This is a genomic window from Erysipelothrix piscisicarius (assembly GCF_003931795.1).
Lineage (GTDB): Bacteria > Bacillota_I > Bacilli_A > Erysipelotrichales > Erysipelotrichaceae > Erysipelothrix > Erysipelothrix piscisicarius.
This window is the reverse complement of record NZ_CP034234.1, coordinates 1,673,755-1,689,149: the sequence shown is the minus strand read 5'-3', so window position 1 is coordinate 1,689,149 and position 15,395 is coordinate 1,673,755. Positions and strand designations below refer to the sequence as shown.

Sequence of the window (15,395 nt, the reverse complement as noted above, 5' to 3'; positions counted from 1 at the left end):
TGTGTCTATTTTTATTTAATCTTTCCAAAAACTTTTTTAAAATAGCGAATCAAGATGGTCATATTTTCACTGTTATATATAGGGGGACTTAAGTAGCCCTATGAGAATAAAGAAACTCTTGGTAACAATTTTAAAGGGGGAAGAATAGATGAAGGACATATTAGAATATAGCATTCAGCTTGCCATGATCAGGCAATTATTAAGTAAAAAGCTAATAAACAAGCAGGAATATTTTAAGATTAAAAAACTTCTTATGGAAAAATATAATATTTCTTCAGATTTGACCTGCTAAATTTAACTAGTTGCGGTAGAACAGGATTTTATAGAGGAATACAAAAGTGAGGTGAGATTATGAAGAAGGTTGAAGTCATAAAAGGTGAAGGACTTTTAAATGCTAGAAGAAATGGTGTGGAGATAAAATTAAAAAGAGTGGCAGCCTATTGTAGAGTAAGTACTGATAGTGAAGATCAGCTTCAAAGTTATCATTCCCAAGTAAACTATTATACAGATTTAATAAACGATAACTCTGATTGGACTATGGCAGTGATATATGCAGATGAAGCTATCACAGGGACACAAATAGACAAAAGATTAGATTTTCAAAGACTGATAAATGATTGTATGAATGGAGATATAGACATGATTATCACCAAGTCTATATCCAGATTCGCTAGGAATACTTTAGATACTCTTAAGTATGTAAGGCAATTAAAAGAAATGAATGTGGCAGTCTTTTTTGAAGAAGAGAACATTAACACTCTAACTATGGATGGAGAATTACTCCTAGTTATACTTAGTTCTGTAGCCCAGCAAGAGGTGGAAAATATTTCTGCCAATGTTAAGAAAGGTTTAAAGATGAAAATGCAAAGAGGGGAACTAGTAGGCTTTCATGGTTGTCTAGGTTATGATTATGATAGTGAGAGTAAAACTATATCCATAAATGAAGATGAAGCCCAGATAGTAAGATATATCTTCAAGAGATACTTAGAAGGGGCAGGGGGAAGTGTAATATGCAGAGAACTAGAAAACCTTGGATACAGCTCTCCTAGAGGCTCTAGTAAGTGGTCAGCAACTACTGTACTAGGAATTATAAAGAATGAAAAGTACAAGGAGATCTTTGATGGGAAAGACCTTTACTCTAGATCCTATTAAAGAAGACTGGAGAACTTTGGTGAAGAAGATAAGTTTTATAAAGGACCACCATGAAGGGATTATAAGTGAAGAGGATTTTGATAAAGCTCAAGTTATTAGACTTAAAAGGGCTAAGAATAGAAATACTGTAGGCTCAAAGAATGGTAAAAGAGATAAATTCAGTAGGGAATATGCTTTTTCCTGCCTATTAGAATGTGGCTTCTGTGGTTCGAATTTATCCAGAAGGACCTGGCATAGCAATTCCCAATACAAGAAGGTTATTTGGCAATGTGTAACTGGAACTAAGAAGGGGGAAAAGTTTTGTCCTAATAGTAAGGGTATAGAGGAAATAGCCATAGAAAAGGCCTTTCTAGAGAGTTATAGGCAATTAACTTCAAACAATAAGGATATAGTCAAAGACTTCTTAGAACTAGTAGAATCCAGCTTAAATGATAAGAGCCTTGAGAAAACTATAAAGAAGCTAGAGGGAGAAATAATAAGAATAAACAATAAGCAAAATGCCTTAGTTGAGCTAAGACTAGAAGAAAAAATAGATGGTGGTTTATATGAGGAAAAGTACCTAGCTTTCCAAAAGGAGTATTTAGAAAAGAAGAAGGAAAAAGAAACCTTAGAATACAGCCTAGAAAACAACAATAAAATAAAGAGTAGGATGAAGGACTTTAAATCCATGCTGGAAAGAAAAGAACTCCTAAGAGACTTTGACAGGTATGTATTTGAAAGTATAGTAGAAAAGGTTATTGTTGGAGAGATAGACGATGATGGCAAGGTGGATCCATATAAGCTTACCTTTGTATATAAGACTGGCTTTAAGGATGGATTAAATGGAGAAGACTTTAAATCTCCTAGAAAAAATGCAAAGAATAAAACTATAGGGAAAAACTCTGCTGAATTGTCTTCCTATACTAATAACCACTTAGACAAATCATGTTACTATATTAGTGATGCCACATGTGGAAACCATTGCATTGCTTATCAAACAGTAGCCCCAAAAAAACAGAGTGTGACGCAGTTATGTGCGTTCTACTCTGTTTTTTTTATTTCAAGATATCGTTTAATGACTCAGTGATTGTAGGGTGAGTATAAATACGGTCTCGCAAGATACGATAATCGAGTTTTAAATCCATGGCAAGTGTGATTAAGTTAATCATTTCGTGGGATTCAATGCCAAAGAGTGAGGCACCGATAAGATGATTTGTGGTGCGGTCAATTATGATTTTAAAGAGTCCCGTTGTATTGCCACTTACATGTGCTTTAGGAATGGCGCTGAGGTGTTGTTTAAACACTTGGATGTCAATGTTTTGATCAAGGGCTTGTTGTTCCGTAAGGCCAACTCGTGATAGAGGAGGAGTGATAAAGAGCGTATAAGGTACGGTAGTTCGATTATCCGTTGTGCGTTGATGATTACCAAAGAGATCATCTTCCACAATGCGGAAATCATCGAGAGAAATATACGTAAACTGAGGTCCACCTTTCACATCTCCCAAAGCCCAAATATTAGGGACATTGGTTTTAAGGTGTGAATCGACAAGAATGGCACCTCGATCATCAACGTTTATATCGGTATGTTCTAATCCAAGATTTTCGGTATTTTGCTTACGACCGATTGCACCGAGAATCTTCGAGGCACGAGTACTGTGCAGTTCGTCTTGTGTGATATAGCTTACTAATGCATGGTCTTGATAGTCATCCACACCGCTCAAGGAAACACCCATATTAATCGCGATTCCCCGATCGGTAAAGGCATCGTAAATCGCATTGGCGATGTCACGATCTTCCCGAGGCAAGAAAACCGCTTTTTCATCAAGAATGGTTACCTTGGAACCATAAGCGTTAAACATCGAAGCAAACTCCAAACCAATATAGCCTGCTCCAATAATAATTAACTCTTCGGGTAATTTTGAAAGGTTCATGGCCTGTGTGGAATCGATTAAATATTTACTGTTTTGAAGCATTGAAGCTTGGGGTGGAATTGGAACAGATCCTGTATTAATAAAAATCCGTTCAGCTTCGATTTGATACGTTTCCGTTGTGTCATTTGTGATTTCAAGGACTGTATTTGAAACAAAACGTGCAGTCCCATCTACAACCGTGATAAGCGGATTGTCCTGAAGCATGTGATAATTCTTATGTCGAAGCAGCGAAACCGTTTGATCTTTTGAACGAACTGCATCGGTAAAAGGAATATGCGTTTCACTATCATGAATTAAGGACTTCGAAGGGATGCACCCAATATTAATGCAGGTACCGCCATACATTTCCGATGACGTCTCAATAACGAAGACTTCTTCTTGTTCTGAAGCGAGTCGTTTAGCGAGTGTTTTCCCAGCTTTTCCAAAACCAATAATAACATTTTTTACTTTCTTCATTGTATGCCTTCTTTCTATTTTTATGCTGTTTAGAGCATGTAACTGCGATGCTTTTAAATCACTTTGTACACTAAATATAACAAATTCCCCACTAAAAACTCCAATCATTTGCGCACCTTAATTGGATTCAATGCGCCAATGCGGTATTTTTAGTAAACTTCAGTATTGTTACCGCCTAATCTTTCCTGGATTAAAGTTGATAGTCATCATCGATTTATCTATAATGATTAATGAAAGCGTATACAGGAGGGGAATATGAAAAAAAGTAAATATCGCATGGTGATGACACTTTTATCACTTAGCCTAGCGATACCATTGTTACCAATTACAAAAATTAGCGGGGATAACTCAATGAAAATCATCTCAGTGAATGATTATGGTGCGGATGCATCGGGAATGAAAGAAAGTGGACCGGCTGTTGCACGAGCACTTGAAGTAGCGAAAGCGTTTGAAGGTCCAGTCGAAGTCCAATTTAATCCGGGAACTTACCGGATAACCAAAGAATTTGCGCAAACACGTGATATTCATACATCAAACACAGATAGTGTTGATTTTCCAACCAAACACATTGGGATTCTGATTGAAGACAATCATAATTTAACGCTAAATGGTCAAGGAGCCCAAATACTGTTTGAGGGGAATATGATGGCTTTGGCGGTTGTCCAATCTTCAAACATTACCATCCAAAACTTATCGTGGGATTTCTTAGTTCCCACAACATCTGAAATGACGGTTTTTGATTTCGATACTGAAAATAAAACGGTGGATTTTTTTATTCCATCATATTTTAATTATGAAATTCAAGGGAATTCGATCTTATGGAAATCCGAGTTAGATACAAGTGGGAAGCCGTATTGGACTGAACGTAATGGTCATAGGAACTATGGAATTCAAGTTAAATATCCTACTGAAATGATGGGACGAAGCTATTATGCGAATCAAGACCCATTTCATGGTGTTTCAAATATTGAAACCTTACCCAGCGGACGCCTACGGTTCACCTACAACTCAAAACCTCAGATTGATCCGGTATTGGGCATGAATTATCAATTGCTGTCCAATACCGAACGCAGTACTGCGGGAGCGCTTGTGTGGGAGAGTAAAGACGTAACGTTTGAGGATGTTAAGATTTCATACATGCATGGTTTTGGACTGCTGGTTCAAATGTCTGAGAATGTTTATTTTAATCGTTTAAAAATGGAAACAGATATTGAAACAGGGAAAAATACTTCAAGTTATGCAGATGGAATTCATGTATCGGGATCAAAAGGGAAGATTGAAATTACCAATTCGTTTTTTAATAATACCCATGATGATCCCATAAATATTCACGGAACATTTACCCGTGGGGAAAAAAGAATCTCCGACACCACACTTCAATTAAACTATATTCATAAACAACAAGGAGGGTTTCCACAATTTTACCCTGGAGACAAGGTAATCTTCTATTCACGCGATACGTTGGAATCTAACGATTTAGAAACGGAATATACCGTTAAAAATGTTCAAGGTCCGGATGCATCCAATCCTCGTACGATGGTCGTCGAATTTGAAGAACGAATTCCCGATTATGTTGATGAGAACATTGGAAACGAGCCCAAATATGTTGCGGAAAACATTACCTACACACCGGAAATTTTGATTAAAAACAATGATTTCAAAAATGTATTTACTCGGATGATTCTTGTAACTTCAAGAAAAAAGGTAATCATTGAAGACAATCGTTTTGATGCACCGACAATGCCAACTTTATTTTTCTCGAATGACTCGGATGAATGGTATGAATCCGGTCCAATCCGTGATTTAGAGATTCGAAACAATACATTTAAAATTCGATCACTAGGAAGGACCTGGTGGAAATATGCACCGGCTATCTACTTCCATCCTGTAACCAAAGGCGGCCATCTACCATCCGCAGAGCATCCAATTCATAAAAATATTCTTATAGAAGATAATACCTTTTATCTCGAAAGTGATGGTGTCTTACGTGCAGAAAGTGTTGAGAACCTCACCTTTAGAAATAATAAGGTATTACGTCTTAACCCAGAAATAAGTCTGCACCTGGACGGGGATGAAACATTAGCTGTTGGGCGTGAATACCCCCTCCGCTTGGAAGCGAATGGTAATCAAGTTCAGGGACTAGGTGTCTTGCCCAACGGTCCAGAAAACAATTCGGGTTCAGTTGCGAATGTCTTAGAATTTAAGAATAGTAAGAATGTAATTGTCGAAGGAAATAATTATGATGATGGACTCAAGAAAAATGTTCTTATTGAGGGGATGGGACCTCACCATTATCAGATTAACGATGTCGATCTCGATGTTTTAACCAAGCGTGAAAATCGAAAACCGACTGAACCTGTGGGGGCCATTTACTATGTATCGACGCATCCCGACATCGCAAGTGTGGATGCTGAAGGTGTGATTCAAACACATCGAAAAGGAAAAACAGACATTTATGCCTATACCGTTTGGAATGATACACTCATCAAATCAAACATGAAATCAATTACCGTTGATGAGATACAGACCGAAAGACTTGTATTTGATGAACCCATTATCCATATAGACCCTTCAATGGATTCCATATCGGTGCTTATTGGTGGTGAGACTTTTGACATGAGAGCGTTAACCATTCAAAGTTTTGATGAAGCGATAGTATCTTTTGAAGGTGGAATTCCAACTATTAGAAAGAGCGGAATCGCCAAGGCATTGATAACTTACAATGAAAAAGAAGGCATTGTGTACTTTGTTGTGGATCAACCCGAAGACCAGCTGGTTCTAAATCCTCAAGTTCAAATTGAAGACCGAAATCATGCGCTAAACCTTAACACGACATCCTTTACAATCGATCGTGAAAATGGCCAAGATTTATGGGAAAACGATAATCGATTATCGAATCTTGTACGCGTCGATCTCGAACCAACATCCGATGAAGCTCGCGTATACATTGCGACAATGGATGGCTTGCCTTTACGTGCTCAGAACAGTTGGGATTCAAGTTATATGTTATTAATGAAGAAAAAGGAAGATGGAACCTTAGATCGCGATAACTATATCTCGATGGGTAAACGGGCTCATGCTGATGGTATTGGTTTTGTTCAGGAGATTAATGGGCAGGGGAAAGAAGCCGCAACAAACACGATAGAGGATAATCCGACGACCAAGCAAACCTTTGCGTTGGAACATCGCAATAACAAAGTGCATGCTTATGTTCTAAATGATGAGGGCTTCAAACACATTCATACATTTGAAAATATTGAGCATCTTGGAGACCATCCAGTTTTGCGTTTGCAGGCTGGGGCAATACACAAAAGAATCGCACACTTGAAGTGAGTGATATTAAAGCATATCGTGGCTCTCTCTTTGAAAGTAGTGATATAGAACCGCTAAAAATACAAATTCCAGACTCGAATACGTATCATCTCGAAACATTCGAGATAATGAATGCTGAAGCAAACATGTATCACGTTAAAACGAATTATGAAGGAAAAACACATGTATTTGTTCGAAACCAAGAGCAAATCAACTATGTGGATCAGGGTCGATTCCCCTTACAAGATGGGAAGACCGATGACATCGATGTGATCCATCAAGCATCAAGTGGAAAATTTTCGAACCGTATCCACCAAACCTATACAACCCAAGACAGAGAAGCCTATGCTTTAATACACAACCAAAAACTTGAAGATCAGATGATTCTCACAGTTCCAGCAGATCTTCTTAAATTATCTTACATTGATTTGAATGGAACATTGCAGGCGGTATCGATTGCAGACCGTGACTCAATTACACTTGATAACAAACACGTCTATCTTAATAAAATTCAGTCGAATGAAGTTGAGATTCTAGCAATTGAACCATCTTTTGGAAACATTGACTTAAGCCAGCATGACACATTTATTTTTACGGATACTGAGAATACACTTGACTTAAAAATCAAAACCAGTGTTCCTCATGAAAATGTGACGGTTGTGAATGAAGATCACGGCATAATCAAAACGGTTGATGAAACTGGAAGCGTGTGTCTCGATATTTTTAATGGCGTAACAAGTTATCATATAAAAGCCGTTGCGGAAGATGGGGTTACGACCGCTACACATGTCATCCACGTTTTGCGCAATGCGCCGATTACGCCAAATAGAGTGGAAATACGATTGGGGAATGAAACGATTGCGTCCGATGCCAACACGATTGATTTTAGACACAAATTTCAGTTGGAAGATTTAAGCGTCGATGCGGGTCAATCAAATATTAAAACAACATTCTACGATGTGCCTAAAGAAAATCGTAGTCACAGTGGAATTGCCTCTCGACATGTAATTATGAAGGTTTCATTTGAAGATAAACGTACGGTCATCCATCGTGAATTTGAAGCCGTAAATCTTGCACAGAAACTAAATTTAGAAGAAATCAAGAGACTGATTGAAACCGTTGAAGGGCTGTCGGAACGTCGATATACGGTTGGAAGTTGGCGTAATCTTCAAAAGGTCTTGAACGAAGTGAAAGACCAACTTAGTCTTCAAGCGTTAAGCCAAGATGTTGTGGATGAGGGGTACATCCGATTGGCAAATGCCTATCAAAGCCTTGAAGAATATAAAGAGGAAAACCCAACTGATAAACCAATAGAGAACCCGACCGATAAACCGATTGAAAAACCATCAGAGCGTCCGAATAGAAAACCCGAAACCGAGTCACTGGATCATGCTTCAAACGAGAATTATTTACCGCTTACGGGTGTGTCATCAAAATTTGATTCGATTTTCCTGGTCGGATTGGGAATGGCGCTCATCGTCATAAATCGACGAAGAGGATAAAGGTTAGTTAATGACATGAATTTCAAAGCTTTATTTGATATCATTAAGGTAACGTATCTTAATATCAGATATAAAAGGAGTTTATTATGGGAATGAATAAAGAATTTAATGCCGTTAAAGAATTTCATGAGAAGTTTGGACATCCTGTCAAAGAATCACCAGTAATGATGGATGCGGATCGTGCAGCAAAGCGTTATGCATGGATGCTTGAAGAAATCAATGAGTTCATTGAAGCAGAAGATCTTGTTGAACAAGCAGACGCGATGATTGATACAATTTATTTTGCGTTAGGAACGCTTGTTGAGATGGGGATTGAACCAGAACCACTTTTTGAAATTGTCCAACATGCAAATATGAGCAAACTTTGGGAAGATGGAAAACCTCATTACAATGAAGATGGGAAAACAATTAAACCAAAGGGGTGGGAAGACCCTCATTTGAAACTCGAACAAGCAATTGAAGCAATGAAAAAATAACACAGATATCTGTGTTATTTTTGTAGGAGGCCATGATGACAAAACGTATCAAAACAACGAAAAAAGAAATTGCGGATTATTGGGCAGATCGTATCGATACGATGAATTTGACCGTATCTTCAAGTCAAGCAAGCACCCATTGTTGGCGTTGCGGTGTCAAAAAGCGATTAGATCGATGTCATATACTTGCGGATGCACTTGGAGGTGCGGATACCCCTTCAAACTTTGTTTTACTTTGTAAACATTGTCATACTGATAATCCAAATGTCAGTGATTCAGAGATAATTTGGGATTGGCTGAGCGCGTATGCGGTGTCATCAGATCAGGTTTATTGGTTTGAACAAGGACTGCGCGAATATGCATATATTTATCATGAATCCATCAACCGTGAAGTTATTGATACCAAATTATTTCAAGAAACTTTTTTAAAACAAATGGAACATGTATCGCATCACTTTGGGCAGCCTCGTAATAATCCCGCTACAATTGCAGGTGCGTTGCGATTAACGTTGAATGAAATCAATAAGGACCGCTAATAGCGGTCCTTACTCTTGAAATAAATTGTGTTCGTTCTGCGATAAAATTGCATCGCGTAGTCGAATCTGCGCAGCTTCCATTTTATTTAGGTTATTATCTTTTGCAAGTGTTCGTATTTCTTCCTTAATCGTATCGGGACTTTCGCCTGTTATTCGTGCAATTTCTTCCACAAATACTCTCAACTCCGATTTATAGGGAACAGGTTGTGACTGTTTCCACCCAATGTAGCTTAATGCACATAGGTTTGTGATAATTAGAAATATAATTAAATAATTTTTTTTCATACTTACAACATCCTCTCGGGATAAGTTTATAGATTTTCACTTAATTTGAAAAGGTCTTAAACGATAGTTTTGAAAAAATATGACTGAATTTACGAAGAAGCAAAAGATTTATTAGTAATAAGAAGAATGAGGAACGACTTTCACAATTTTCAATTTAGAGAAGACAAAACATCTTTGTAAATACGGTCAAAAGGTGTTGCCGCTTTTAAATCTTCAATTACTTTTTGTGCAGCTTCCACGTGGTCCGTAATAATACCCGTAACTTCCATTGTGAGATATAAATCCATACGATCTTCTTCGTTTACCGTCCATACAAAGAGATCTTTATTATAACGCGCAATATCATTAAGGGTGCGAGAGGAAATTGATGAATCTTCAATCGAATAAAAATCAACATTTAACCGTTCCAAACCACCGATATTCAACCCTAAGATATAACCGGTATACGTGTCAGGGTACATGGCTTTAAGTTTTAGTATTGCGGTCTTATCAAGGGATTGGAACGCAGTCACAGAGCGCATGTCATATTTATCCAGCGTCTCGATCATTTTATCAATAAACGTATGATCATCATACTTTGATGTTTTGAGTTCAACCATAAGCGGTTGATTGAGGCGTTTTGCTTCAGCAACGTATTCATCAAATGTGGGAATACGACTTTCATATCCATTGTGTACTAATGTTACATTTTGAACTTCCTCAAGTGTGAGGAGATGAATGTTGTCCGTTTGATCACTCAGTCGTTTCAACGTATTATCATGAAACACAACCAGATGTCCATCTCCTGTCATTTGGATATCCATTTCAACATAATCAGGCTTGTAAGTACTTGCTCTTTGTAAAGACTCCAATGTATTTTCAATTGCTCTTACAGACTCACCACGGTGAGATACGACTTTTGTCGATGAAGTTAAAGCATCACTGGGTGTACTTAAATAAACATTGATACCAAACAAGGAAAAGACTGCCACCATAATAATATTGATGCGAAAATGATGTTTTTTGGGGGCGAAGTTCTTTTCAGTAAGAATTGGCTTTTCATCTAGAATCTCGTGATAGGCGACAACCGTAGCTTGCAAGGTAAAGATATTCGAGTATGAAATGGTAAAAGCTAGAAAAAAGAAAATCATAGAAACAGACAAAGCACCCGTAATCTTTGTGACTTGCATGTTTGATTCGGGAACTATGGCCATAGGTATTGAGAGAATAAAAACACCTGCAACCGTAACCGCAGTGGTTAGCAAGGCAATGACTGTGACGAGCTGAAATATTTTAAATGTACGGCGTTTTGTTAGGCCCCAACTTTCCTTTGCAGCTTCTATAAAACTCAGTTCGTCTCGCGTAATAAAAATTACCGGTGTAAAGAAAAGACGAATATTAAGAATAAATGCAGTAACAATCGCAATAGTATAAGCAACTAATCCAGCTGGGTTCTCCAAGACCGCATCAACCACAAATCGAGGTAAGTGTACATTAGAGGTAATATTGGTGGTCATACCAATGTTTGCGTTAGGCATAATTAAAAATATATAAACCAGGATGAGTAGAATCTGTGACGAAAATATTTTACGAAGTGGTTTAATAAAATCATTTTTAACCAATTTTTGCTTTTCATAAGGTCGGTTTGCAAACTTAATGATGACGGTGAGTTGAAATAAAATAAAAATGGCAATGAGAATGATGCTTAGAATAAGAAAAAAGAGCGCCGTGGGACTGCTAAGTAATTCCCAAAAGTTTTCATTGGTAATTCCAATTATATTTGCTCTAAAAAGCGCAATCTTAAACACACGATCTGCAATTTGTTTAATTAAAAGTAGTGACATGGATTCCGCGAGGATTATGATTAATACGTAACGAAATGTGTCATCTTTAATTTGAATAAAACTTTTCTTGAGTGTTTCAAGTATTTTAAATGTTTTCATAAAGTCCCCTTTCGTTTCTATTATATGAGAGAACGATATAAAAACCTATTAAGACTCTCTTAAGAATAAAAAAGAAAGCAGATTATGCTTTCTTACAAGTACAAGTATCTTGACCGCAGTTACATGAAACGACACAATTACATTTAACAACATCGACTGACGTTTTTTGATTCAACGCCTCCAAAAGTAGGTGTTTATCATGATGCGAGAGTTCATAGTGCTCGATGATATTTTTTAAGGTACTACCAACTTCTTGGGCGCAAATTGAATCAAATGCCTCCATGATTCGGCTTTGTGTTCCTTGCTTTTCAGATAGTGTGGGCCGATAAACATATGCCTTACCCTCAGTATCTGCTTTCACATAACCTTTTTTAACCAATCGACTAATTAAAGTTTTCGTCGTTGCGGGTTCCCAATTTTTTGACAGTTTAAAATGATCAGCAACTTCACGGCTTGTAGCATGGTTCAATGTCCATAAAACACGTAAAACTTCCCATTCTGAATCGGAAACTAATTTTGTGTCTTTCATTCAATCACCTCTACTAGTAGATTACAGTTGTAGTCGGTATAAGTCAAGGTAAATGCTTAGGCGAGATTGATGAAAAAGTTTAATTAAAAAATGCCACTTATGCATATAAATACCACTTAAGCAAACTACATTTACAAGCGTTTATACATTCGATAAATTTGTGGAGAAAGATATGAGGTGATTGAAGTGATATTTATTGCCATGTGTATTAAAGCAGAAAAAAATCGAGAACTTGTGAAAAAGGTAGTGACTCAATGTAGTGAGTTGTTGCTGTTGCCCATTGTTGCGTACTGTGTTCGTAAAGCGGACCAGCATTATCAAATTGTGATTACTGATCATTGCATGTCGCAGTCAAAGCATGTTGGTATGGATCAGCATGTTGTCTATCTAGATGTTCCTCTTACAGATGATGTTTTGAGGTATACATACCATATTCCATTTTGTCCGCAAAAACTGTACAAGTGCTTAGTGACGATTATTCAGGAGCACCGTCCTTGGTCTGATAATATTGTAATCGATGGGAAGCCGTCCCAGTGTATTCGGGCAGAGGATATCTACTATGTAGAGACAGAAGGGAGAAAAATTGCGGTTGTGACTAAGAACGGAAGATTTTATAGTAATCGTATTTTCTCAATTTGGGAACGACTTTTGTCACGATTTACATTTGAACATTGTTATCGGGGCATAATGGTTAATCTAAAATATGTTCGCGCTGTGTCATCGAGCTTACTTTTTTTAAATGATGGAACACGTTTGCCAATATCACGGCGACGTTATCAACGTTTCTATAGAAACTATAATCGCCTACGAAAATAATAAGAAAGATGAAAATATTTTAGAAATCGTTTAAAATAGAGTTAAAGGAAGTGAGGCGTGAGCTCATGGATATTTTAATTCTAGGACTGGGCACGATTGGAACTCTATACGGGTCCTTGTTTTTCCGTGCGGGCCATAATGTTGAACATTTCCTTCGAGAAGGAAAAGACCATGTCGATTGTGGTCATGTGAAATTACTTGATGGAAGACTCAATCCTAAGGGGAAAGAGCTTTCTTTTGACTATAAAATTAAACCTTCTACAAAAAAAGAGTATGATTTTATTTTTGTTAGTGTATCATCAGGGAATCTAAAAGAAGCAATGGATTCCCTACGGGAAGCGAAGATTCATGGAACGGTATTACTCTTTACGGGGGTTTGGACCGATCACAAACGTCTCGATGAAATCATGGGATTCTACAATTATATTTTAGGATATCCTGTTGGAGGCGGTTCGATGGATGAAGAAGGCGTTCTTACAGCCGTCGTAAATGAGTATGCCATGATTGAGTCAAAGTCGAATGCTCGAATTCCAAACTACAATCTTATGATGTCGCTTTTTAAAAGTTGTGACATTACCTTTGAGATACCACATGACATGTTAGAATGGATGTGGGTAAGAATGTCAGTAAGTGCTGCAATTGTATCAACTGTAGCTTTGTATGGGAATCTTAGTTTTCCGGGGGCTTCTGTCGAGTATGTGATGACAAACAGTAAAGCGTTAGCGCATTGCATACGAACAATTCGTGAAACACTCTTAATTGCTCGAGGACGAGGCATCAATATGAATCACTTCAAGCAAGAAATTTTACCTTATAAATTTCCAGCGGGTATTTCGGGTTGGGGAATGAAAGTTAAATTTAAAACGAGTCGAATTGCACGTGAATCGATGAAGCGACACAATAATATCGATGATTTGATGTATATATGCTACGAAGTGTTTCATGAAGGAAAACGACAATGTGTCCCAATGCCCCATTTTACCGAGAACATGCAAGCGATGCTCGTAAAACTTGAAGAACAAGAGCACATTGATCCATCTTTATATAATCACATTAAAAAATTCTAAAAAAAGACCACCTTTTACCAAGTGTGGTCTTTTACGTTGTATTAATGAAAAAAAGCAATCAATGAATGGTATAAGAAATCAATGTTATCTTCTTTCGAAAACGGATAGTTTTCAATTAAAAATGAAAGATTGGATAATAATGAATAGATTAACTTTGTGATAATCTCAGTATCAAACACCCAAGGATTCGCAATCGGCATGTCTTTGAAGACTTCTTTAATATTGGTAAGGACAAAGCCTTGAAGATCTTCCAAGCTCTCAGCGTTCATTCCTCGAACACGTTTAAAATGTACTCCAAGGCCATGTCTTTTCGCGGAGTCGTAGTATAAAACTTCCAAACGCTTCCTAAATTTTGCATTAAAGTCAACTTCAGTTGTAATGCAATTTTTTAAACGAGCAAATGTGTCGGCCCAACTTTTATGCACAACTGCAGCATAGAGAGATGCTTTATCACGATAATAATTATAAAGCGTCCCCACAGCGATGTTTGTCTCCTTCGCAATCATCTTCATACTTACGTCTTCATAGTCATGTAAATAAAAAAGGTGTTCTGCGCTGGCAAAAATTTCTTCTTCAATGTTATGTATAATCTTTGGCATACGTTTCCTCAATCCTTATAAATGTAAGATAAGCATACCATAAATCCTTAGAGAATATCACTGGATTAAGTTGACAATGATAATCACTATCACTATAATGAATGTATAAGGCAGGTGCCCTATACTAGGAGGATATATATGGAAAACAACAGTACATTCCCATTGTTGGGAGAAAAATTTCCTACATTAAATGTAAAAACGACACAAGGTCAAATGACCTTACCGGATGCATATGCAGGGAAATGGTTCGTTCTATTTAGTCACCCAAGTGACTTTACACCCGTGTGTACAACAGAATTTATAGGATTTGCGAAAGCAGCAGATGAATTTAATGCAATTGGGGCAGACCTCATTGGTCTATCAATTGATGGGGTTCATGCACATATGAAATGGATTGAATGGATCGATGAACATGCAAATGTTAAGATTCCATTCCCAATTATTGCGGATGAACTTGGACGTGCAGCATCACAACTCGGCATGCTTCATTCTGCAATGGGTACAAATACAGTTCGTGCAGTATTCATCGTAGATGATAAAGGTGTGCTAAGATTAACAATGTATTATCCACAAGAAGTTGGACGTAGTATTGATGAAATTCTTCGTGCTACAAAGGCGCTTCAAACAGCGGATAAATACAGTGTTGCAATCCCTGAAAATTGGCCAAATAATGAATTTATCGGTGATCATGGAATTGTTCCACCAGCATCAACAATCGCAGATGCTGAGAAACGCAAAGCGCAAGCAAATGAAGGCGATACAGAGTACCTTGACTGGTGGTTTGTTCATAAACCCATTAAATAAGTTCTAATAAAAAACGAATCCCAATGCTT

At 37.4% G+C, this 15,395-nt stretch carries 15 protein-coding genes; 10 read left to right on the top strand and 5 right to left on the bottom strand.

Translation table 11 applies throughout. From position 1 onward, the window contains the following. Positions 1–148: 148 nt before the first annotated feature. From EEI45_RS10125 to EEI45_RS09755, 3 genes are read left to right on the top strand one after another with little or no spacing between them, the layout of a single operon-like run. On the top strand, positions 149–292 hold the full coding sequence (locus tag EEI45_RS10125; protein WP_125164873.1) for an SHOCT domain-containing protein: 144 nt from the start codon (positions 149–151) through the stop codon (positions 290–292). Between the two features lie 59 nt (positions 293–351). Continuing rightward, the gene (locus tag EEI45_RS09760) at positions 352–1,152 is read left to right on the top strand and encodes a recombinase family protein (protein WP_228410360.1); all 801 of its coding nucleotides are present in this window, start codon (positions 352–354) and stop codon (positions 1,150–1,152) included. Further along, positions 1,121–2,218 carry a recombinase zinc beta ribbon domain-containing protein gene (locus EEI45_RS09755; RefSeq protein ID WP_228410359.1) on the top strand — a complete coding sequence of 366 codons (1,098 nt, stop codon included), beginning with the start codon at positions 1,121–1,123 and terminating at the stop codon, positions 2,216–2,218. Before EEI45_RS09760 ends, EEI45_RS09755 begins: the two co-directional genes overlap by 32 nt. On the opposite strand, the gene EEI45_RS08375 is transcribed toward EEI45_RS09755, so the two are convergent. Continuing rightward, a complete protein-coding gene (locus EEI45_RS08375; protein ID WP_125164872.1) occupies positions 2,187–3,518 on the bottom strand; it encodes an FAD-dependent oxidoreductase in 1,332 nt (443 codons plus the stop codon). The two genes, EEI45_RS09755 and EEI45_RS08375, sit on opposite strands and share 32 nt — an antisense overlap. Before the next feature lie 255 nt (positions 3,519–3,773). Between EEI45_RS08375 and EEI45_RS08370 the strand changes: the two genes are divergently transcribed. The 4 genes from EEI45_RS08370 to EEI45_RS08360 all read left to right on the top strand — a co-directional run bounded on the left by EEI45_RS08370 (position 3,774) and on the right by EEI45_RS08360 (position 9,344). Continuing rightward, positions 3,774–6,851 (top strand): alpha-1,3-galactosidase-related protein, encoded by a 3,078-nt coding sequence (locus EEI45_RS08370; RefSeq protein WP_228410358.1) that lies wholly within the window; start codon positions 3,774–3,776, stop codon positions 6,849–6,851. Further along, on the top strand, positions 6,848–8,332 hold the full coding sequence (locus tag EEI45_RS09750) for a hypothetical protein (protein ID WP_228410357.1): 1,485 nt from the start codon (positions 6,848–6,850) through the stop codon (positions 8,330–8,332). The genes EEI45_RS08370 and EEI45_RS09750 overlap by 4 nt, the downstream gene beginning before the upstream one ends. 86 nt (positions 8,333–8,418) lie before the next feature. Continuing rightward, a complete protein-coding gene (locus EEI45_RS08365) occupies positions 8,419–8,808 on the top strand; it encodes a pyrophosphohydrolase domain-containing protein (RefSeq protein ID WP_125164871.1) in 390 nt (129 codons plus the stop codon). Positions 8,809–8,843: 35 nt separating this feature from the next. Then, a complete protein-coding gene (locus EEI45_RS08360) occupies positions 8,844–9,344 on the top strand; it encodes an HNH endonuclease (RefSeq protein WP_125164870.1) in 501 nt (166 codons plus the stop codon). A gap of 9 nt (positions 9,345–9,353) precedes the next feature. Here the strand turns inward: EEI45_RS08360 and EEI45_RS08355 are convergent, their stop codons facing one another. The 3 genes from EEI45_RS08355 to EEI45_RS08345 form a co-directional block, all read right to left on the bottom strand. Continuing rightward, positions 9,354–9,629, bottom strand: a complete 276-nt coding sequence (locus EEI45_RS08355; protein ID WP_125164869.1) for a hypothetical protein — start codon at positions 9,627–9,629, stop codon at positions 9,354–9,356. A gap of 149 nt (positions 9,630–9,778) precedes the next feature. Further along, positions 9,779–11,551 carry a glycerophosphoryl diester phosphodiesterase membrane domain-containing protein gene (locus tag EEI45_RS08350; RefSeq protein WP_125164868.1) on the bottom strand — a complete coding sequence of 591 codons (1,773 nt, stop codon included), beginning with the start codon at positions 11,549–11,551 and terminating at the stop codon, positions 9,779–9,781. Between the two features lie 82 nt (positions 11,552–11,633). Continuing rightward, complete coding sequence (locus tag EEI45_RS08345) at positions 11,634–12,080, bottom strand: CopY/TcrY family copper transport repressor (RefSeq protein WP_125164867.1); 447 nt, start codon at positions 12,078–12,080, stop codon at positions 11,634–11,636. A gap of 177 nt (positions 12,081–12,257) precedes the next feature. On the opposite strand from EEI45_RS08345, the gene EEI45_RS08340 reads away from it, so the two are divergent. Both EEI45_RS08340 and EEI45_RS08335 read left to right on the top strand, forming a co-directional pair. Next, positions 12,258–12,896 carry a LytR/AlgR family response regulator transcription factor gene (locus tag EEI45_RS08340; protein ID WP_125164866.1) on the top strand — a complete coding sequence of 213 codons (639 nt, stop codon included), beginning with the start codon at positions 12,258–12,260 and terminating at the stop codon, positions 12,894–12,896. Between the two features lie 65 nt (positions 12,897–12,961). Then, on the top strand, positions 12,962–13,963 hold the full coding sequence (locus EEI45_RS08335; RefSeq protein ID WP_125164865.1) for a ketopantoate reductase family protein: 1,002 nt from the start codon (positions 12,962–12,964) through the stop codon (positions 13,961–13,963). Positions 13,964–14,004: 41 nt separating this feature from the next. Here EEI45_RS08335 and EEI45_RS08330 read toward each other — a convergent pair whose 3' ends face one another. Next, on the bottom strand, positions 14,005–14,562 hold the full coding sequence (locus tag EEI45_RS08330) for a TetR/AcrR family transcriptional regulator (RefSeq protein WP_125164864.1): 558 nt from the start codon (positions 14,560–14,562) through the stop codon (positions 14,005–14,007). Positions 14,563–14,700: 138 nt separating this feature from the next. On the opposite strand from EEI45_RS08330, the gene EEI45_RS08325 reads away from it, so the two are divergent. After that, on the top strand, positions 14,701–15,366 hold the full coding sequence (locus EEI45_RS08325; protein ID WP_125164863.1) for a peroxiredoxin: 666 nt from the start codon (positions 14,701–14,703) through the stop codon (positions 15,364–15,366). The last annotated feature ends 29 nt before the right edge of the window (positions 15,367–15,395 follow it).